Origin of the sequence: Streptomyces umbrinus (genome assembly GCF_030817415.1) — a bacterium.
In the GTDB taxonomy this organism is placed as follows: Bacteria; Actinomycetota; Actinomycetes; order Streptomycetales; family Streptomycetaceae; genus Streptomyces; species Streptomyces umbrinus_A.
The window spans coordinates 6,807,654-6,826,258 of the sequence record NZ_JAUSZI010000002.1 but is presented as its reverse complement, the minus strand read 5'-3'; the positions used below and the strand labels follow the sequence as shown (position 1 = coordinate 6,826,258).

22 protein-coding genes and 1 pseudogene are annotated in these 18,605 nt (G+C 70.4%); 13 read left to right on the top strand and 10 right to left on the bottom strand.

What is annotated here, in order from left to right; genetic code table 11:
* The first annotated feature begins 24 nt into the window (after positions 1-24).
* A complete protein-coding gene (locus QF035_RS30145) occupies positions 25-921 on the top strand; it encodes a LysR family transcriptional regulator (RefSeq protein WP_307523647.1) in 897 nt (298 codons plus the stop codon).
* On the opposite strand, the gene QF035_RS30140 is transcribed toward QF035_RS30145, so the two are convergent.
* From QF035_RS30140 to QF035_RS30125, 4 genes and pseudogenes are all read right to left on the bottom strand, one after another.
* On the bottom strand, positions 824-1,780 hold the full coding sequence (locus QF035_RS30140) for a DMT family transporter (protein WP_307523646.1): 957 nt from the start codon (positions 1,778-1,780) through the stop codon (positions 824-826). The two genes, QF035_RS30145 and QF035_RS30140, sit on opposite strands and share 98 nt — an antisense overlap.
* Positions 1,781-1,956: 176 nt before the next feature.
* On the bottom strand, positions 1,957-2,142 hold the full coding sequence (locus QF035_RS30135; RefSeq protein ID WP_307523645.1) for a hypothetical protein: 186 nt from the start codon (positions 2,140-2,142) through the stop codon (positions 1,957-1,959).
* A 140-nt stretch (positions 2,143-2,282) separates the two neighbouring features.
* The gene (locus QF035_RS30130; RefSeq protein WP_307523644.1) at positions 2,283-2,474 is read right to left on the bottom strand and encodes a DUF397 domain-containing protein; all 192 of its coding nucleotides are present in this window, start codon (positions 2,472-2,474) and stop codon (positions 2,283-2,285) included.
* Between the two features lie 85 nt (positions 2,475-2,559).
* Positions 2,560-2,922: pseudogene (locus tag QF035_RS30125) on the bottom strand (Scr1 family TA system antitoxin-like transcriptional regulator); the annotation flags it as partial.
* Between QF035_RS30125 and QF035_RS30120 the strand changes: the two are divergent.
* Complete coding sequence (locus tag QF035_RS30120) at positions 2,857-3,948, top strand: sensor histidine kinase (RefSeq protein WP_307531533.1); 1,092 nt, start codon at positions 2,857-2,859, stop codon at positions 3,946-3,948. The pseudogene QF035_RS30125 and the gene QF035_RS30120 overlap by 66 nt on opposite strands.
* A gap of 43 nt (positions 3,949-3,991) precedes the next feature.
* Here the strand turns inward: QF035_RS30120 and QF035_RS30115 are convergent, their stop codons facing one another.
* Positions 3,992-4,318 carry an ArsR/SmtB family transcription factor gene (locus tag QF035_RS30115; protein ID WP_307523643.1) on the bottom strand — a complete coding sequence of 109 codons (327 nt, stop codon included), beginning with the start codon at positions 4,316-4,318 and terminating at the stop codon, positions 3,992-3,994.
* A gap of 108 nt (positions 4,319-4,426) precedes the next feature.
* On the opposite strand from QF035_RS30115, the gene QF035_RS30110 reads away from it, so the two are divergent.
* On the top strand, positions 4,427-5,425 hold the full coding sequence (locus QF035_RS30110) for a quinone oxidoreductase family protein (protein WP_307523642.1): 999 nt from the start codon (positions 4,427-4,429) through the stop codon (positions 5,423-5,425).
* A 12-nt stretch (positions 5,426-5,437) separates the two neighbouring features.
* Here QF035_RS30110 and QF035_RS55895 read toward each other — a convergent pair whose 3' ends face one another.
* Positions 5,438-6,193 carry a GbsR/MarR family transcriptional regulator gene (locus tag QF035_RS55895; RefSeq protein WP_373466749.1) on the bottom strand — a complete coding sequence of 252 codons (756 nt, stop codon included), beginning with the start codon at positions 6,191-6,193 and terminating at the stop codon, positions 5,438-5,440.
* Positions 6,194-6,419: 226 nt separating this feature from the next.
* On the opposite strand from QF035_RS55895, the gene QF035_RS30095 reads away from it, so the two are divergent.
* From QF035_RS30095 to QF035_RS30075, 5 genes are all read left to right on the top strand, one after another.
* Positions 6,420-7,094: a DUF4097 family beta strand repeat-containing protein gene (locus QF035_RS30095; protein ID WP_307523641.1), complete on the top strand. Its 675-nt coding sequence runs from the start codon at positions 6,420-6,422 to the stop codon at positions 7,092-7,094.
* A gap of 39 nt (positions 7,095-7,133) precedes the next feature.
* The gene (locus tag QF035_RS30090; protein ID WP_307523640.1) at positions 7,134-8,114 is read left to right on the top strand and encodes an ATP-binding cassette domain-containing protein; all 981 of its coding nucleotides are present in this window, start codon (positions 7,134-7,136) and stop codon (positions 8,112-8,114) included.
* The gene (locus tag QF035_RS30085; protein ID WP_307523639.1) at positions 8,111-8,905 is read left to right on the top strand and encodes an ABC transporter permease; all 795 of its coding nucleotides are present in this window, start codon (positions 8,111-8,113) and stop codon (positions 8,903-8,905) included. Before QF035_RS30090 ends, QF035_RS30085 begins: the two co-directional genes overlap by 4 nt.
* Positions 8,906-9,083: 178 nt before the next feature.
* Positions 9,084-9,569: a nuclear transport factor 2 family protein gene (locus QF035_RS30080; RefSeq protein ID WP_307523638.1), complete on the top strand. Its 486-nt coding sequence runs from the start codon at positions 9,084-9,086 to the stop codon at positions 9,567-9,569.
* A gap of 57 nt (positions 9,570-9,626) precedes the next feature.
* Positions 9,627-10,619: an aldo/keto reductase gene (locus QF035_RS30075; protein ID WP_307523637.1), complete on the top strand. Its 993-nt coding sequence runs from the start codon at positions 9,627-9,629 to the stop codon at positions 10,617-10,619.
* Between the two features lie 63 nt (positions 10,620-10,682).
* Here QF035_RS30075 and QF035_RS30070 read toward each other — a convergent pair whose 3' ends face one another.
* Complete coding sequence (locus QF035_RS30070) at positions 10,683-11,672, bottom strand: phage baseplate protein (RefSeq protein ID WP_307523636.1); 990 nt, start codon at positions 11,670-11,672, stop codon at positions 10,683-10,685.
* A 243-nt stretch (positions 11,673-11,915) separates the two neighbouring features.
* Here QF035_RS30070 and QF035_RS30065 point away from each other — a divergent pair, with 243 nt between their 5' ends.
* Positions 11,916-12,371 carry a GNAT family N-acetyltransferase gene (locus QF035_RS30065; protein ID WP_307523635.1) on the top strand — a complete coding sequence of 152 codons (456 nt, stop codon included), beginning with the start codon at positions 11,916-11,918 and terminating at the stop codon, positions 12,369-12,371.
* A gap of 89 nt (positions 12,372-12,460) precedes the next feature.
* Positions 12,461-13,225: a VOC family protein gene (locus QF035_RS30060; RefSeq protein WP_307523634.1), complete on the top strand. Its 765-nt coding sequence runs from the start codon at positions 12,461-12,463 to the stop codon at positions 13,223-13,225.
* A gap of 22 nt (positions 13,226-13,247) precedes the next feature.
* Here the strand turns inward: QF035_RS30060 and QF035_RS30055 are convergent, their stop codons facing one another.
* The gene (locus QF035_RS30055) at positions 13,248-13,766 is read right to left on the bottom strand and encodes a YqeB family protein (RefSeq protein ID WP_444968456.1); all 519 of its coding nucleotides are present in this window, start codon (positions 13,764-13,766) and stop codon (positions 13,248-13,250) included.
* A 174-nt stretch (positions 13,767-13,940) separates the two neighbouring features.
* On the opposite strand from QF035_RS30055, the gene QF035_RS30050 reads away from it, so the two are divergent.
* The 3 genes from QF035_RS30050 to QF035_RS30040 all read left to right on the top strand — a co-directional run bounded on the left by QF035_RS30050 (position 13,941) and on the right by QF035_RS30040 (position 16,709).
* Entirely contained in the window at positions 13,941-14,396 is a 456-nt protein-coding gene (locus QF035_RS30050; RefSeq protein WP_307523632.1) for a nucleoside deaminase, read from the top strand.
* Positions 14,389-15,399, top strand: a complete 1,011-nt coding sequence (locus tag QF035_RS30045; RefSeq protein ID WP_307523631.1) for an isopenicillin N synthase family dioxygenase — start codon at positions 14,389-14,391, stop codon at positions 15,397-15,399. Before QF035_RS30050 ends, QF035_RS30045 begins: the two co-directional genes overlap by 8 nt.
* Before the next feature lie 206 nt (positions 15,400-15,605).
* On the top strand, positions 15,606-16,709 hold the full coding sequence (locus QF035_RS30040) for a hypothetical protein (protein WP_307523630.1): 1,104 nt from the start codon (positions 15,606-15,608) through the stop codon (positions 16,707-16,709).
* A 123-nt stretch (positions 16,710-16,832) separates the two neighbouring features.
* Here the strand turns inward: QF035_RS30040 and QF035_RS30035 are convergent, their stop codons facing one another.
* A complete protein-coding gene (locus tag QF035_RS30035; RefSeq protein WP_307523629.1) occupies positions 16,833-17,891 on the bottom strand; it encodes a CU044_5270 family protein in 1,059 nt (352 codons plus the stop codon).
* Positions 17,888-18,475, bottom strand: coding sequence for an RNA polymerase sigma factor (locus QF035_RS30030; RefSeq protein WP_269650126.1), 588 nt, complete (start codon positions 18,473-18,475; stop codon positions 17,888-17,890). The genes QF035_RS30035 and QF035_RS30030 overlap by 4 nt, the downstream gene beginning before the upstream one ends.
* Positions 18,476-18,605: the final 130 nt, after the last annotated feature.

Here is an 18,605-nt window from a genome sequence, read left to right as displayed (position 1 = left end):
GCAGTTCTGAGATGGAGCCCTGAGGTGGAGATCCGTCTGCTGGTCACCTTCGAGAAGGTCGCGACCGTGCTGAGCTTCACGCAGGCGGCGGCCGAGCTGAAGTACGCCCAGTCCAGCGTGACCAGCCAGATCCGCGCCCTGGAGTCCTCGCTCGGGGTGCAGCTCTTCGACCGGCTCGGCAGCCGCATCCGGCTGACCGAGGCGGGCGACCGGCTCCTCCCCTACGCCCGGCAGATCATCGAGCTGAGCGAGGAGGCACGGGCGGCGGTCGTCGGTACGGAGGAGCCCTCGGGCACGCTGACGGTCGGCACGATGGAGTCGCTGACGTCCTACCGCCTGTCCCCGCTCCTCGAACTGTTCCACCACCGCTATCCCGGGGTGCGGCTGTCCATGCGTCCGACGCTGGGCGACGAGACCCGGCAGGCGCTGCGGCAGGGCACGTACGACGTGGGTTTCCTGATGGAGCGGGAGACGGAGCACGCGGGTCTTGAGGTCATACCGCTCACGGAGGAGCCGCTGGCGCTGGTGGCGGCCCCCGGCCATTCCCTGGCGGGAGCGGCGGTGACGACCGTGTCGACCGCCGATCTCGTACGCGAGCCGCTGCTGGCCACCGAACCGGGCTGCGCCTACCGGGACCTGTTCGAGGAGGAGCTCAACACCCGGTCCGCGGAGCCGGTCTCGTTCATGGAGTTCGGCACGATCGAGGCGACCAAGCGGGCGGCGGCGGCCGGCCTCGGCATCGCCCTCCTGCCCGCGGTGACGGTGGCGGAGGAGCTTGCCGACGGCCGGCTCGTGGCCCTGCCCTGGGAGCCGCCCTTCACTCTCAGAACTCAGCTGGCGTGGCGGTCCGGGAAGCGGCTTCCGGCGCACGCGCGGCTGTTCGTGGAGCAGGCGCGGAAGCTGGTTGCCGAGCAAGGGTGACCTTCAGGCTCGCGGCCACGATCAGCGGGACGCCGAGTGCCTGGACGAGCCCGATGTGGTGTCCGTACACCGCCCAGTCCGCGACCATCGCCACCGCCGGGTAGGTGAAGGCGAGCACGGCGATCTTGGCGGTCGGCAGCTGGGCGTAGGCGGCGTACATCAGGACGTACATCAGGCCCGTGTGGATGACCCCGAGACCGACCAGCCAGCCCCAGTCGGCGCCCGTGCCGCTCATCGCGCCGAAGTCGGCGAACGGCAGCAGCAGCGGGATTCCGACGACGACCTGGACGAGGGCGATGAGGTGCGGGCGTACGCCCGTGATGCGCTTGGTGACGAGGGTGGAGAGGCCGTAGAGGAGCGCGGCGAGGAGGGCCTGGCCGACGCCCAGGAGGTACGTGCCGTCGCCGCCCGTGAAGTCCGAGGGCCTGACGCCGGAGACGAGGATCAGGCCCACGAAGGCGAGCGCGATCCAGCCGGCCTTCGCGGCGGTGAGGCGTTCGCGGAAGAGGAGGGCGCCGAGCAGCACCACGTAGAACGGCTGCGTGTGGTAGACGACGGTCGCGACCGAGATCGACGTGTTCTCGTACGACTGGAAGAGGAAGACCCAGTTGAAGACGATGAACAGGCCGCCGAGGGCCGCGAGTCCGAGCTTGCGCGGGGTGAGCCCGTGGTCGCGGAAGTAGCCGCGGGCGAGGGCGTACGCGCCGAGTGCCAGGGCGCCGAAGAGGACGCGGAAGAACACGACGTTGAAGGGCGAGGCGCCCGACTCCACGACGAAGATCCCGAGGGTTCCGGAGAGGACCATCGCGGCGGTCAGCTGGGCTGTGCCCTTGCGCTCGGACGTGCTGTCTGTAGCCATGCCCCGAAGCTACGAGCGGCCGCCGGTACGGGTCCACGCCCCACCGGGGCGTCCTCCCGATGGGGCCATCGGTCCGCCCGATGACGTTTCTCGCCCGGGTGCGGGTTGGGTGTGGCTGATCGCGCAGTTCCCCGCGCCCCTATAGGGGCGGGGGGGCGAAAAAGGCCCCCACCCGGTCAACGCCCCGCCGCCAGGCGGTAGAACGCCTGCGTCGTGCGCGGATGCGCCATCTCGTCCAGCAGATGCCGCCACTCGGGATCAGCGGTGGCAGCCGTGTGCGCCTGGTCCCAGGCGTCCAGCAGCGGCCCGAGCTCACTCTCGGGGGCCGCGACGACGGTGGCGGGGGTGGCGGGGTTGTTCATGGCGGTTTCCTTCCGGGCGGAGAGGCTGTGAACCTCCGGGAGCGTCTGGGTACAACCATCCCGCCGCTCGCTCCTCGCCACCATGAAGCGACCTCCCTGAGTGGAGGTGTAGCTAGCCCCACCAGAGGAGTTGACGTCTCCTACCGGACGGCCGCCACGAACGCCGCCCAGGCGCTCCGCTGGATGAGCAGGGTGGGGCCGGTGGGGTTCTTGCTGTCACGGACGGGGACGATGTCGGGGATGCCGGGGGCGATTTCGATGCAGGCTCCGCCGTTGGCGTCGCTGTAGGTGCTCTTGGTCCAAGTCGCCGCGCTCAGCTCGTGCTTGTCCATGCTCCTCGTACCCCTCCATCGCGTCGCTGATCAAAGCGGCGGATTCGCGGGCTGACGGAGAGTCCGCCCTCAGCACATCATAGGTCTGGGCATAGCGCGCATAGACGGCCGGATCATCGTTGAAATGGCCGCGGTCGAGGGCTTCCGCGTAGACCCATTGATGCCCGTCGGGGAGCGGAATCAACGACACGGTGCCGCTGGGCCGGTCGAGTCCGAAGGAACCGGCCGGAGCGACCTGGATGTGGATGTTGGAGTGCCGCGCGACACGCAACAGGTGCGCGCACTGGTCGCGCATGACGGCCGAGCTCCCCATCGCGTTGCGCAGGCAGCTCTCGTCCAGCACGACGGCGTAGAACGGGCCGCCGGGGTCAAGAAAGCGCTGCTGTCGGCTCCCCGGCTCGTCGACGTGCTGCTCGTCGCCCTGGCGGCGCTGGACGTGTGGTGGCAGCTCGACCGGGACACCCCGGTCGAGGTGGTTCTCTCGGTCGCCGCCTGCGCGGCGCTCGCCGTTCGGCGGCGCTTCCCGCTGCCCGTCTTCCTGCTGTCGCTGCCCGCCGCGCTGTTCTCGTCGGTCGTGGTGGCACCCCTGGCCGCCCTCTACACACTGGCCGAACGCAGCCGGGACCGCCGCCTGTTGATGGTCTGCGCCACCGCGTCGGCGGCGGCCTCCGCCATGCCGTGGCCGCTGTCGGAGTACGCGTCGGACGACCGCACCTGGACCTTCGTCAACTTCGTCTACCTGCTGGCGACCGCGGCCGCCCCGGTCTTCCTGGGTCAGTTGGTCCAGGCCCGGCGCGACGCCGCGGTCCGGCTGGTCGAGATCGAGGAGGTACGCGAGCACGAGCGGCTGCTGCACGCCCAGAACATGCTGGCCCGCGAACGGGCCCAGCTGACAAGGGAGATGCACGACGTCGTCTCCCACCAGGTGAGCCTCATCGCCGTACGGGCCGGGGCGTTGCAGGTCGGCGCGCCGGACTCCGGCACTCGCGAGGCAGCCCGGACGATCCGTGAGCTCGGCGTCACGACGCTCGACGAACTGCGGCACATGGTCACGCCGTTGCGGGCCTCAGGCGGCCGTACGACCGAGCTGACCCCGCAGCCGACGCTCGCGGACCTGCGGCAACTGATCGACACGAGCGGTATCGAGGTGAGCCTGGAGGGCGAACTCCCGCCCGGTATCGGGGCCCCGGTCCAGCGCGCGGTCTACCGGAGCGTGCAGGAGGCCCTCACGAACGTACGCAAACACGCGCCCGGCGCGACGGCGACCGTACAGCTGTGGCACCGGGGCGACGAGCTGGGCGTGACCGTAACGAACACTCCGCCGACCCGTTCCACCCTCGAACTGCCCGGCTCACAACAGGGGTTGATCGGTCTGGGCGAACGGGCCGAGAACCTCGACGGCTCCTTCGAGGCGGGCCGGACGGCGGACGGCGGCTACCGGGCCCGACTGCGACTGCCGGCGACGACGGACTGACCGCCCAGCGACCTGGCCGCCCTCGCGCAGGAAGACGTGCGGGTCAGTCCTCGCGCAGGACGAGGGCGAGAAGCCCCGGGAAGCGGGCGTCGAACTCCTCGCGGCGGAGGCGGTTGACGCGCCTGGCCCCCTCGTCGCGCTGCTCCACGAGTCCTGCGCCGCGCAGCACGGAGAAGTGATGGCTGAGGGCCGCCTTGCCGACGGGCACGTCGAAGCTTCCGCAGCTGCGCGTCCAGACGGGGGACCCCGCCAGCTCCCGTACCAGCGCGATGCGTACGGGATCGGAGAGGGCGGCGAGGGCGGTCAGGACCAGGACCTCGTCGGGGTGGGTGTGCTCGGGGGCCGCCCGGTGACTGACGCGCTCCACCATGTCCGCCTTCCCTTGAGCACGGGCGTTTCCGCCTTGCCGAGTGTTCGACGAAAACCATACACTCCGGAGTGTTCGCTTTTCATTGAACAGTCGACGGGGGAGTGTGGCATGCGCGCGGTTCAGGTCCAGGAGTACGGCGGCCCCGAGGTCCTCAGGACGGTGGAGACGGAGGTACCCGAGCCGGGCCCCGGCCAGGTGAGCGTGGACGTGGCGTACACCGGGGTGAACTTCGCGGACCTCAAGGCGCGGGGCGAGGGCTACCGCGTGCCGTCACTGCCGTTCGTCCCCGGCCTTGAGGTCTCCGGCCGGGTCCGGGCGCTCGGCGAGGGCGTGTCGGGTGTCGAGGTCGGCCGGCAGGTGGCGGCCCTCACGAACGGCGGCGCGTACGCGGACGTGGTGGTGGCCGACGCGACGACCGTCTTCCCGTTGCCGTCGGGCGTGGACCTCCGTACGGCCGCCACGCTGCCCACGGTCCTGCCGACCGCGTACGCCCTCGTGCACGCGGTGGGCCGGCTGCAGCCTGGCGAGACGGTTCTCGTGCAGGGCGCGGCGGGCGGAGTCGGCACTGTGGTGGGGCAGTTGGCGAAGGCGGCGGGAGCCTCCGGCGTCTTCGGAGTGGTGTCGGGCGCGGCGAAGGCGAAGTACGCGCTGGACCACGGCTACGACGACGTGTTCGTCACCCCGTCCTCGAACTCCACGGGCTCCGCGGGGTTCGTGGACGAGGTGCGTGCGGCGACGGGCGGGCGGGGCGTCGACCTGGCCCTGGACCCGGTCGGCGGCGAGACCTTCAGGGCGTCCCTCGCCTCCCTGGCCGTCTTCGGGCGCCTGGTGTCGTTCGGCAACGCGAGCTCGGCCGAGCCGTGGCGGGTCGGGCAGCCGGAGCTGTACCCGACCGGCCTGTCGGTCTCCGGCTTCTCCATCCTGACCCTGGCCCAGACAGCGCCGGGCGCTCTGCGGGAGCTGACGGAGAAGGCGTTCGCGGCCGTGGCGGAGGGGGTCGTGTCCCTGCCGGTGACCGCGGAGTTCCCGCTGGAGGAGGCGTCCGAGGCGCACCGGCTGATGGGCGGGCGGACGAGCACGGGGAAGCTGTTGCTGCGGGTCGCGTAACCGGGCTCCCGCTCAGCTTTCAGGCACGGATTCAGGCACGGATTCAGGCACGGTCGACTCGGGTTTCGTGTGGAGGACTTCGCGGGCCTGGTCCGCGGCGCGGATGAGGCTCTCGCTCACGAAGTCGAGGAAGCGGGCGATGTTTTCGAGGCGGGCGGCGGCCGGGGTGTCGGGCCCGAGGATGCCGACGCCCTGCCGTGCGGTCTCGGCGAGCTGGAAGGTGCCGCGGGCGCTGGCCACCATCGACTGGTACCAGACGTCGTCGTCGACCGAATAGCGCTCCCGGCGGTTTTCGTCGCGCTCCCGGCGGACGAGGTCCTGGCTCTCCAGGAACGCGATCGCCTTGGAGATGGACGCCGGGCTGACCTGGAGGCGCTGGACGAGTTCGGACGCGGTGAGGCTGCCCGCGTCACTCGTGAAGAGACAGGCCAGCACCCGGGACATCATCTTGGGCAGGCCCTGCCGCATGAAGACGGTGGTGAACGTCTCCTCGTACTCGCGCACGGCTTCCGCGTCACGCCCGTAGGCCTGCGGAGGCGCCTCCGACCCCCGGGGCTCGGCCTGCCTGCGCCGGTGGGCACGGCGCTCGGTGGCGCGGTGGGCCAGGTCGGGGCGGTAGGCGGTGGGGCCGCCGTTGCGCATCACCTCACGTGTGATCGTCGACGTCGGACGGTCGAGACGCCTGGCGATCTCCGCATAGGCGAGCCCGTCGGCCAGTCCCAGCCCGATCTGCTGGCGTTCCTGCTGGGTGAGTCTGCCTCCCGGCATCGCGGTCCCCTTTCACGCTTGCTTGACGCCTCCAGCATAGCGTTCACGCGCAGCCCAATGCAACGCACGATATGACGGACGTTGCATTAAATCCCAGACGGTTGCAACGATAATTCCACTCTCACCTGCACTGATGCCGATTGAATGCAACAACCTCATTGCGCCATCCATGAACGCAACGTAGCGTTTCGGTTGTCAGAAACAAGCAGCGCAAGAGGAGAACACCATGCAGAAGTTCGACACCCCCGCCGCGATCTCCGCCGTTCTCGACATCCCCGCGGGACGCGTCCGGTTCATCGCCGCCGACCGGGCCGACACCACGGTCGAGGTCCTGCCGGCGAACACCTCGAACAGCCGCGACGTGAAGGCGGCGGAACGGACCGACGTCGCGTACGGCGACGACGGTGTCCTGCGGATCGAGACCTCACCGGCGAAGAACCGGATCCTCGGCCACTCCGGATCCGTCGAGGTGACCGTCCAACTGCCCGTCGGCTCCCGTATCGAGGCGAAGGCGGCCAGCGCCGAGTTCCGGGGAGTCGGACGGCTCGGCGACGTCACCTTCGAGGGCGCGCAGGGCTCGGTCAAGCTCGACGAGACCGCGAGCGCCCGCCTCACCCTCCTCGCGGGCGACGTCGCGGTCGGCCGCCTGGGCGGTCCCGCGGAGATCAGCACCCAGAAGGGCGGCATCCACATCGCCGAGGCCGTGGGCGGCACGGTCGAACTCCGCACGGAGGCCGGCGAGATCTCGGTCGGCGCCGCACGCGGAGTCTCCGCCTCCCTGGACGCCGGCACCACCTACGGCCGGATCAACAACGCACTCAAGAACACCGACGGCGCCGACGCCGCCCTCAACATCCGCGCGACCACGTCCTACGGCGACATCACCGCCCGAAGCCTCTGAGCGACATCACCCTCCGCAGCCTCTGAAGGAGCACTCATCATGACCGACTTGGCCATCGCGGCGAACGGGCTGCGCAAGTCCTACGGCGACAAGACCGTCCTCGACGGCGTCGACGTGGCCGTCCCCGAAGGAACGGTCTTCGCCCTGCTCGGCCCGAACGGCGCAGGCAAGACCACCGCCGTGAAAATCCTGTCCACCCTCGTCTCCGCCGACCCCGGCACCGGCGACATCCGCATCGGCGGCCACGACCTGGCCGCCGACCCCCAGGGGGTGCGGGCCGCGATCGGTGTCACCGGTCAGTTCTCCGCCGTGGACGGCCTGATCACCGGCGAGGAGAACATGCTCCTCATGGCGGACCTGCACCATCTCTCGCGCAGCGAGGGGAGGCGGGTCACCGCCGAACTCCTGGAGCGCTTCGACCTGGTGGAAGCGGCGAAGAAGCCCGCCTCGACCTACTCCGGGGGCATGAAGCGCCGCCTGGACATCGCGATGACCCTGGTCGGCAACCCGCGGATCATCTTCCTCGACGAACCGACCACCGGCCTCGACCCCCGCTCCCGCCACAACATGTGGCAGATCATCCGCGAACTCGTCACGGGCGGCGTGACCGTCTTCCTCACCACCCAGTACCTGGAAGAGGCCGACGAACTCGCCGACCGCATCGCGGTCCTCAACGACGGCAAGATCGCCGCCGAGGGTACCGCCGACGAACTCAAGCGCCTGATCCCCGGCGGACATGTGCGGCTGAGGTTCTCCGACCCCGACACGTACCAGACGGCCGCCGACGCCCTGCGCGAGGCGACTCGGGACGACGAGGCGCTCTCCCTCCAGATCCCCAGCGACGGCAGCCAGCGCGAACTGCGCTCCATCCTCGACTGGCTGGACGCGGCCGGCATCGAAGCCGACGAACTCACCGTGCACACCCCCGACCTCGACGACGTGTTCTTCGCCCTGACCGGTCCGGCCAACGTCCCCAACCAGCCCAACCATTCCGCCCAGACCAAGGAGACTGCCCGATGAGTACCCTCGCCCTCGCCGTCCGCGACTCGAACACGATGCTGCGCCGCAACCTGCTCCACGCCCGACGCTACCCCTCCCTCACCCTGAACCTGCTGCTCACCCCGATCATGCTGCTCCTGCTCTTCGTGTACGTCTTCGGCGACACGATGAGCGCGGGCATAGGCGGTGGCGGCGGTCCGGACCGCTCGGCATACATCGCCTACCTGGTCCCGGGCCTGCTGCTGATGACCATCGGCAGCACGACCATCGGCACCGCGGTGTCCGTCTCCAACGACATGACCGAGGGCATCATCGCCCGCTTCCGCACGATGGCGATCCACCGCCCGTCGGTGCTCATCGGACACGTCGTCGGCAGCGTCCTGCAGTGCGTGATGAGCGTGATCCTCGTCGGGGCGGTCGCGGTGGCCATCGGCTTCCGGTCCACGGATGCGACAGTCTTGGAGTGGCTGGCGGCGTTCGGACTGCTCGTGCTCTTCGCCCTGGCACTCACCTGGATCGCGGTCGGCATGGGCCTGATCAGCCCCAACGCCGAAGCGGCCAGCAACAACGCGATGCCGCTGATCTTCCTGCCCCTCATCTCCAGCGCCTTTGTCCCGGTCGACTCCATGCCGGGCTGGTTCCAGCCGATCGCCGAGTACCAGCCGTTCACGCCGGCCATCGAGACCCTGCGCGGCCTGCTGCTCGGCACCGAGATCGGCCACAACGGATGGCTCGCCCTCGCCTGGTGCCTGGGCCTCGCGGTTCTCGGCTACTTCTGGTCGACCGCGAAGTTCAACAGCGACCCGAAGTAACCGCCGTGACACCGCGGGCCACCTCCCGCACCTCGTCCCGCCCCAGGGCGGCGCACCCCGACACCACGTGGGCGTACGCCGCCCTGTCGGCGTCCTGGGCGAGACCGACGGAGACTGGAGATCCGCTGGAAGCCTGTCGGAAGCTTGTTGGAGACCCGAACGAACGGAGACCGATGCCATGCCGGAAACAGATCCCGATGCCGCCGTGCCGGACACAGCAGCCGTGAACTCCCCCGGCCCCCGCGAGGTCCTGGCCCGCTATCAGCAGGCGATGCTCGACAGTTCCGCGGACGACCTGGCCGACCTCTACGCGGTGGACGCCGTCCACGAGTTCCCGTTCCTCTTCCCCGGCATGCCCGAGCGGTACCAGGGGCGCGAGGAGGTGCGTGCGGGCTACCGGGCGGCCTGGGGTGCGAGCCCGGCGCGACCGCGGGAGATCCGTGACGTCGTCGTGCACGACAGCACCGACCCCGGGGTGATCACCGTCGAGCAGGTCGTCACCGGGACAGTGACCACGACCGGCCGGGCCTTCAGCTTCCCCGGCCTTCTGGTGATCCGGGTCCACGACGGCCTGATCACACATGTCCGCGACTACATGGACGGACTCGGCGTGGCGCACGCCATGGGCCGCCTGCCCGCAGTGGTCACCGCCCTGTCCCAGTAAGTGTGTTGCGGTACATGTGTTGCGTTAAACGGCTCGTGTCGTGGGGAGAGGTTGGTGATGAGAGCCGACGACCTCGTACCACTGGGCCGCACGGGACTTCTGGTCAGCCGTCTCGGGCTGGGACTCGCCTCCCTGGGCGGCCTGTTCGAGCCCGTGCCCGAGCAGCAGGCCGCCGCCACCATCGACACCGCCTGGGAGTTGGGCGTACGACTCTTCGACACGGCTCCCGTGTACGGGTACGGGCGCTCGGAGTCCCGTACGGGCGCGGCCCTCGCCTCGCGGCCCCGTGACGCGTACGTGCTGTGCACCAAGGTGGGGCGCCTCATCGAGCCCGGCGGGCCGGACACCCAGCCGATCTGGGCGGACCCGCCGGCCGGGGTCGGGCCCCGGCTCGACTACTCGTACGCCGGGGTGCTGCGGTCGGTCGAGGAGAGCCTGGCGCGGCTGGGGCTCGACCGGATCGACGTGCTCCACGTCCACGATCCCGACGAGGACTTCGGGGCCGCGGTGGGCGAGGCGTACCGCGCGCTGGCCGATCTGCGGACCGAGGGTGTCATCGGCGCGGTCTCCCTCGGTGTCAACCATGCGCCCGTGGCGGCGCGCTTCCTGCGGGAGGCCGCGGTTCCCGGGCCCGACTGTGTGCTGCTGGCCGGGCGGTACAACCTCCTCGACCAGTCGGGGCTCGACGAGTTGCTGCCGCTGTGTGTCGAGCGGGGGGTGGCTGTCATGGCCGCGGGGGTCTATCAGTCGGGGCTGTTGGCGGATCCGCGGCCGGGTGCTCCGCACGGGTACACGTCGGTTCCGCCTGAACTGGCCGCGCGTATCGGGGAGTTCAGGCGAATCTGCACGGCCTTCGACGTCCCGCCCCTCGCGGCGGCCGTCCAATTCCCCCTCGCCCACCCCGCGGTCACCAACGTGGTCGTCGGCGCCCGCTCACCCGAGGAGGTGACGGGCACCGTGTCCCTCTTCAACCAGCCTGTTCCGGGGGACTTCTGGGCGGCGGTGAAGGGGAGGGGGTTGCTGCGGGAGGGGGCGCCGACGCCCGCGTAGGGAGGGGCGCGCTGAACGCGCTCGTCCTCAAACGCCGGACGGGCTGGGTGGGCGGGACTGCGCTCACCACACGAGCTGGTCCTTGTAGAAGACGCTGGCCTGGCGGACGCCGCCCGTGTTCGACTCGAAGCCGAAGCACAGCCGTGGCTCGGGGGCGAGCCAGATGCCCATGCCCTCGGGTTCGCGGGTGGGCAGCGACTGGCCGGCCGTGGTCTCGAAGGTCTCGACGACGGAGGAGCCGACGTCGTTGAGATCGATGGTCCGAAGGTAGGAAGCGCTGTTGGTACCGCCCTCCAGCAGATACGCGAAGGACCCGTACGCGGCGAACCCCTGGTGGGTGGCGACGGGGTCCGGGAGGGCCCGTTCGACGAGCCTGTTGGCGTCGGCGAGGCGACCGGCGCGCGCATCGCTGAGATTGAAGGCCACAATGCGGCGCTGGGTGCCGTTGGAATAGCGGACCAGCAGACGATTGGTGGACGGGTCGATCACGGGCTGCGGGTTCCTGACCACATCACTGATCGTGGGAGTGCGGTCCTGAATCCGGGAATCGTTCGCCTCGAAGACCGCGCCGTTGATGAATTCGAATCGGCCCATACGAGTGCCGTAGAAGTTTTCGTTGGTGGTGCCCGCCCCCAAGGTCTCCGTCCAGAGATAGACCTTGCCGTTGTACGGCTCTACCGCAACGGACACTCCGTGGCCGAAGCCGTGGAGCGCCATGGAGCCCGTTTCATTGCCCGCAAGGTCGGTCCTGGTGACCCAGATGTCGCCGTAGTATTCGGCGTTGGTGTTCGTGCTGTTGTGCTGGAGGAAGTAGATCTGCTCGTTGACCGAGTCGTAACCGAAGGACTGCAGCACCCAGTTGGCGTGCAGCGATCTCTTCCAGATCGGGTTTCCGCCGGTGCCTCCCAGGACGAATCGCATGGAGACGGGAACGGAGGCACTCGCCGGCGTCGCGCCCAGCACCGTGGCTCCCAGTCCGACGGCTGCGGCGCCACCGGCTTTGAGCAGGGTACGGCGGTTTATGCGGGAGTTGGATTCGTCTAACGCGCTCATGGCACCTCGCTGCAAACGTTGAAGCGGATGGACGGGTATCAGTCGTGCGCGTGGCCGTGGAGCTGACCGGACAATGCAAGATCAGCAACTGGCGGACATCCAATCAGACCGGAGTTTCGGTGCGCCAGTGCGTTTGCCAGAACTTGCCTGGTGGGTGGTCATGCCGCAATCACCGTCAGTTGCTTGTTCACGCTGAACACAACCCGGTTGACGCCTGCCCGCCCGCGGGGATTTCCTGCTGCCATGACTGACCTTCGTATCGAACGTGTCGATGCCACCGAGCCCCTGCTCGAAGACTGGCGGCACGTTCACAACGTGATCGTGCCGCCCGCCGCCATGGACCTCGACGAGGTCCGGGAAAGGGCCGGACGCAATCACCTGGAGGTCGCCTACCTCGGCGATGTCTTCGACGGCGTCCTCGTCGGGTGTACGACGGTGCGGCCCCCCACGGACGACACGGCGACAGCCACCGTGATCGCCCGCGTACTCCCCGGCCACCGCCGCCGAGGACTCGGCGAGCAGCTCTACGTGCGGGCGCTCGCGCAGGCCCGCGAACTCGGCGCCCGGCGGATCGAGACCGTCGTACTGGCCGCCAACACCGAAGGACTGCGGTTCGCGGAACGGCACGGGTTCGTCGAGTTCGACCGGTACACGCTGCCGGGCGAGAGCGCCCTCTGGATCGACCTACGGCTGGCGTGAGTCCTGGTCGGCCGCAGTAGGACGTGATCTGGCCTACACGGCTCCTATCGTCGGGCTCACCGTCTCCGCCCACCGACCAAGGAGCCCCCATGAGCCTCGTCACCGCCATCCAGCCGGACGGTACGCCCACGTGGATCGACCTCCGGGTGCCCGACCTCGATCGCGCGCTGGAGTTCTACAACGCGCTCTTCGGATGGGAGTACGCACCGGACTCCGCGAAGACCGGCCTCGGCACGGTGTGCCTGCTGCGCGGACGCCCCGTCGCGGCCATCGCACAGGCCCCGGCCGACACGAGCACGAGCCCCGACTGGACCATGTACTTCGCGACCGCGGACTGCGACGGCACCGCCAAGCGGATCGCCGACGCGGGCGGCTCCGTGCTCACGCCTCCGACGGACATCGGCGAACACGGACGCGCGGCCCTCGCCGAGGATCCGGTCAGGGCCCGCTTCGGCCTCTGGGAGGCGCGGGCACACCTCGGCTGCGAGCTCGTGAACGAGCCCGACTCGCTCGTACGGAACGACTTGGTCACCCCGGACCCCGAACCGGCCCGGGCCTTCTACACGACCGTGTTCGACTACGCCCTGGACCTCAACAAGACCCTCCCGGACCTCGACTTCACCTTCCTGCGCCGCCCGGACGGCCACGAGATCGGCGGCATCTTCGGCTTCCCGGTCGCCCCCAGGTCCGTCTGGGCGACCACGTTCGAGGTGGCCGACACGGATGCCGTCGTCGGCCGTGCCGTCGCGGCGGGCGGCACCGCCGACACCCCCGAGGACACCCCGTACGGCCGGAGCGCCACCCTCAAGGACCCCTTCGGCGTGGAGTTCTCGGTCATCACCAGGCCCGCCTAGGACCACCGCCCAGGCCCGCTTCTCAGGACCCCAGCGGCGCTCCCCAGTCGTACCCGTGCACGGCGAAGGTCTCGGCGAGGCGGCGCCAGGGCAGGCCGCAGCGCTCCCGGGCCAGCTCGCCGCCGTCCGGGGCGACCAGCACGAGCTGTTTGCCGTCCCGGCACGCCAGGGCGATCTCGTCGTACGTGAACTCCCGGTCCGAGTCCCTGATCGTGAGGACCACACGGCTGTCGGAGATACGGGCCGTCAACGACTCGTACACGGCGATGAACCCGACCAGCACGCCCAGCGCAAGGCCCACGACGACCGCGCCGACGGTGAGCCAGGGTTCGGGCACCGAGGTCAGCAGCCGGGCCGGTCCCTTCATCGGCACCCAGGGCAGCGACAGCCACAGATCGGCCAGGAGCGTGAGCAGCCAGCCGCCCACGCCCCCGCACCCCACGCAGACGAGCATGAGCTGCCAGACGGGCTCCGCGAGTACGGTGGCCTCCCCCGAGCCCGCCACCGTCCGGTCCCGCGGATCCGGGCCGCTCTTCTCCATGTCCACGCTGCTTCTCCCCCGATCGGCGCCGATGGTGCGGCCACCAGTCTGGCGAGCACGGACCCTTCCGGTCGTCGGCCGATGGTCTACGTGCCCGCAACTTTGGTCGCCCACCGGGTACTTTCCGCACGTTGCCCCGGTATACCGGCCGAAGAAAACAGGAAAGTGGAAGGCATGGATCAGGCACAGGCACAGGCGCGCGCATGGCTGGTCACCGCTGTCGAGGAGGCACGCACAGGGCTGGAGGAGGGCGGCATCCCCATCGGGGCCGCGTTGTACGGAGCGGACGGCACCCTGCTGGGGCGCGGGCACAACCGGCGCGTCCAGGACGGCGACCCGTCGATGCACGCGGAGACGGCCGCCTTCCGGAACGCGGGACGGCAGCGTACGTACAAGGGCACGACGATGGTCACCACCCTCTCCCCCTGCTGGTACTGCAGCGGTCTCGTCCGGCAGTTCGGGATCTCGCGGGTCGTCGTCGGGGAGGCCGAGACCTTCCACGGCGGGCACGACTGGCTCGCCCAGCACGGCGTGGAGATCGTGCTCCTTGACGACCCCGAGTGCACCGCCCTGATGCGCGACTTCATCAAGGACCGACCCGAGTTGTGGAATGAGGACATCGGTGAGTGACGCCAGCACAACTAGCCACCCCATCGGCCCCGGCGGCTCCGGCAGTCCCCGTATCCCGACCGTCGATCTGCGGCCCTGGGTCTCCGGCGACCCGGTGGCCCGCGAGGAGATCGCGCGTACGGTCGACGCCGCGCTCCAGACCGCCGGCTTCCTCCTGGTGACCGGCCACGGCGTCGACCCCGCCCTGCGCACGGCCGTCCGCGAGAGCGCCCGCGCGTTCTTCCGGCTGCCCGCCGAGGTGAAGCAGGCGTACGCCGTCAAGGTCGGCGGCCGCGGCTGGCTCGGCCCGGGCGCCGAGGCCAACGCCTATTCGGAGGGCACGGAGACCCCGCCCGACCTCAAGGAGTCCCTGACCTTCGCGACGCGCGAGCCCTTCGACGACCCGGAGATCAACGCGGAGTGGTACGCGCCGAACGTCTGGCCCGCGGAGGCCCCCGGACTCCGGGCGCTGTGCGAGGAGTACCTGGCCCGGATGGCCGAGCTGGAGAACCATCTCCTCGCTCTGCTCGGCGAGGCCCTGGGCCTGGAACTCGACTTCTTCACCAGGCACATGGACCACCCGACCTACGGCTTCAACATCAACTGGTACCCGGGTACTGAGGTCATCGGCGAGCCCGAGGAAGGCCAGTTCCGCATCGGCCCGCACACCGACTTCGGCACGGTCACCATCCTCGACCGCCAGGCGGGCAAGGGCGGTCTGCAGGTCTACACGGACGAGGGCGGCTGGGAGGACGCCCCCTTCGACCCGGAGGCCTTCACCATCAACATCGGTGATCTGATGGCCCGTTGGACGGGAGACCGGTGGCGTTCCGGCCGTCACCGCGTGCTGCCGCCGCCCGCCGACGCCCCCGCCGAGGAGCTGATGTCCCTCGTCTATTTCGGCGAGTGCACACCGGGCACGGTCGTCGAGTCCGTCCCTGCTCCGGTGGGACGGGTGGCCCACGAGCCGGTGGACTCGCACACGTATCTGCGGGCGAAACTGGACTCGATCACGGTGGCCTGACGGCGGCCCCGGGGCTCGCTCCCGCGGAACACGGGCCACGCGCCGCACGACCACCGGTTCCGCGATCACTCTCCGCCAACCGCGGCGACACTTTCGCAAGCTGCCGGACATCATGCGGCCTACTCCGAATCAACTCCCCCTCTCCGTGCTGCTGTTGATACACCTCTCAACAGCACGGAGAACCGGACCGCCCAGGGGGAGATGCGGTGCACAGTGGGCTGCACGGCCGAGGGGCGCTGTTCGACACGGATCCGCCCGGCCTCGTCGCACGGCTTGTCGGCCTGTGCCCGTTCCAGCACGGGCCGACTCCGTTGGAGTACGCGAAGGAGCCGCCGTTCGTGGTGTTCACCGGCGGGCCCGGGCTCGGCAAGAGCGCGGTGCTCGGCGAACTCCGCGCCGCCTACGAGGGACACACGCCCCTCGCGCTGATCGACTGCGAGGACGAGCTGTTCGCGCGGCCTCCGGCGAGGCGGCCCGGCGAGGCCTGGTCGCCCGTGTCGCAAGCCGTCCTGACGATCGCCGAGCAGCTCGCCGAACCGGTCGCCGGCGCCGGGCGGATCGCCTTCCCACGGCTCACGGCAGGGCTGCTGGCGGTCGCCGCGGGCGGCTGGCGCGACCGCGACCTGCCCCGCATCCGCCAGGAGGCCGAGCGGATCCTGCTGCTGAACGACACCGGCTCCCGGGTCGCCGGATTCACCGGCCGCTGGGTCGGCCGGGTGTCGACCAGACTGGTCGACGCACTGTCCGGTACGGGGCTGGTCGTCGAGCCGATCATCGAGGCGACCCTGGAGGTCTTCTCGGAGGGCGTCACACCCACCCACCGCCGGCTGCGGAAGGCGGCCACCTGGTACCGCGACTGCCCGAGAGCGGGCGGCAACCCCAAGCTCGGACTCATCCTGCTCTCCGGGCACTTCAGGGCGGGCGGCGACTCCCGCACCCACGCCGAGCGGTATCTCGTACGGGCCCTGCTGGCCGACCTCGACGACGCCTACACCGGTGCCGTACAGCGCACCCACCGGCCCGGCCGTCCTGTCGTCCTCGTCGACAACGTCCAGGACACGGCCGGTGTCGGGCTCATCGGCTCCGTGCTGCGGGACAGAGCCGACGGCATCGCCGACCGGGTGGCGTTCTTCGCGGGGCTGCGCGGCGACGGCCACCCCTCCCTGCACAACGCCGCGCGCCGAGCCCTGCCCGAGGTGGCCCGCGCCACCGGCTGGGAACCCGGCGGCACGGTCTCGTCCCACGCACTGCTCGTACCGCTGCCGCCACCCGCCACCACTTCTCCACAGGCTGTGGAAGCCGGTCGGTGAGGCGGAGTACGTGCCGACCCCCTGGCCCTGGGGCTAGGGCCTGTCTGACAATTCCCTCCCCCAGCCTCCGGCCGGGAGGTGCCCCCAGCCCTCCGGGCGACGACGGGAATTGTCAGACAGGCCCTAGGGCAGTTGGCCGGTCTCGTCGACGATCCCCCGGTCCACGACCGCCACGGACTCGACCAGGTCGCCCGTGTCGAGGACGTCGCACTCGTTCTTCGGCCCGGAGATCCTGACCGTGCTCTCGCCCAGGAACTTGTCCGTCTTCTCGTCGAAGATCAGCTCACTGCGGGCGCCGAGCCGGTCGGGCGTCCAGGAGAGGGTCGCCCCCTTCATGGCGACGGCCACTCCCTGCCGCCCCGCCGCGTCCCGCGCGTCGTTCACGACGAACAGGCCGGGAATGCGTGCGGCGGCCCGGTAGAGCGCGGCGGCGGTCTTCGGCGGCAGGAGCTGGCCGGTCAGCAGGGTCGCGACCTTCTCGTACGCGTCCACGTCGGCGGCCCGCTTGCCGGACGCCCGCTCACCGGGTTCCAGCCCGTAGAGCCACCGGTACATCCCCTCGGGGTCGGTGGGCAGTTCCTCGGCCTGCCGGAAGTACTCGGGCATGGTCTTGCCGGGCAGCTGCCGGGCGATCGCGTTCTCGGTGCCCTCACCGTCGCCGCTCCCCTTCCCGCCCGCGTGCTCGCGGCGCAGGCCCTCGCTCTGTCCGTCGACGGACTCCCAGAACTGCTCCACGCCGTACGGGTGGCCCTCATGCGTCATGAGGCAGCCGTCGGGAAGCCGCACGCCAGGTTCCATCTTCCAGTGGTAGCTCTCCAGTTCGGAGTAGACGAACTGGTCGTCCCGCACCCGCGAGAGCCGCCCCTTCTCCGCCGTCCGGGCGATCCGCTCCAGCAGCTCGGCGGGACTCTGCCGGCTCATGGTGTCGGGCGCGCGGTCACTCGACGCGGTGTCGGGCCCGGCCGACGGCCCGGTGGCGTCCCGGGTCACCGTGACCCCGAGGACGACGGCGACCGACAGGGCGCCCGCCAGGGCCGGGGCCACGAAGGCCGGGCGGCGCCAGAGCGGCGGCCGTACCGGCGGCGGGGTCTCGTTCGTCTCGTTCGTGATCTCGCTCATCAGATGCTCCCTCAGGACGCGGTGACGGCCCGGCGGGAGGTCCTTCTCGGGAATCGTGCTCACTGGTTCCCCTCCTGGATGGGCCCGGCCACGGACGGGCGGCCGTCCCTCACCTGTCCGCGCCCGCCGGCGAGTTCCGCCGCGAGCTTCGTACGCGCCCGCGAGAGCCGGGAGCGCACCGTGCCGACCGGGATGCCGAGCGCCTCCGCTGCGGCCGCGTAGTCGAGGCCGCCCCAGACGCACAGCGCGAGCACCTCGCGCTCGGGGCGGCGCAGCCGGTCGACGGCGACGCGTACGGACCTGAGGTACTCCACGTCGTCGATCCGGGCGGCGACCTCGTCGGCGAAGTCGCGCTCGGCCTCGGCGGGCGGCAGCCGTGCCACCGCCGCCGTGTGACGCCGGGCGGCCCGGCGCCTGTTGCGGGCCACGTTCGTGGCGATGCCGAGCAGCCACGGCCGCGGCGAACCGCCCTCCTCGTCCAGCCGCTCCCGCAGCCGCCAGGCCTCCAGGAACGTCAGCGACACGATGTCCTCGGCCCCCGACCAGTCCCCCGTCAGCCGGAAGGCGTGGTTGTAGACGGAGCGCGCGTACGCGTCGAAGAGCCCGCCGAACGCCTCCGCGTCCCCGGCCCGAATACGGGCGCGCAACTCCCGCTGATCCGGTCGGTCCCCCTGATTCGTCTCCACGTCCCCCACCTGTCCGTACGACGAAGGCCGGTTCCCGTGACGTGCGTCACACGGAACCGGCCTCGGGTCGTACGAGGGTGTCAGACGGAGA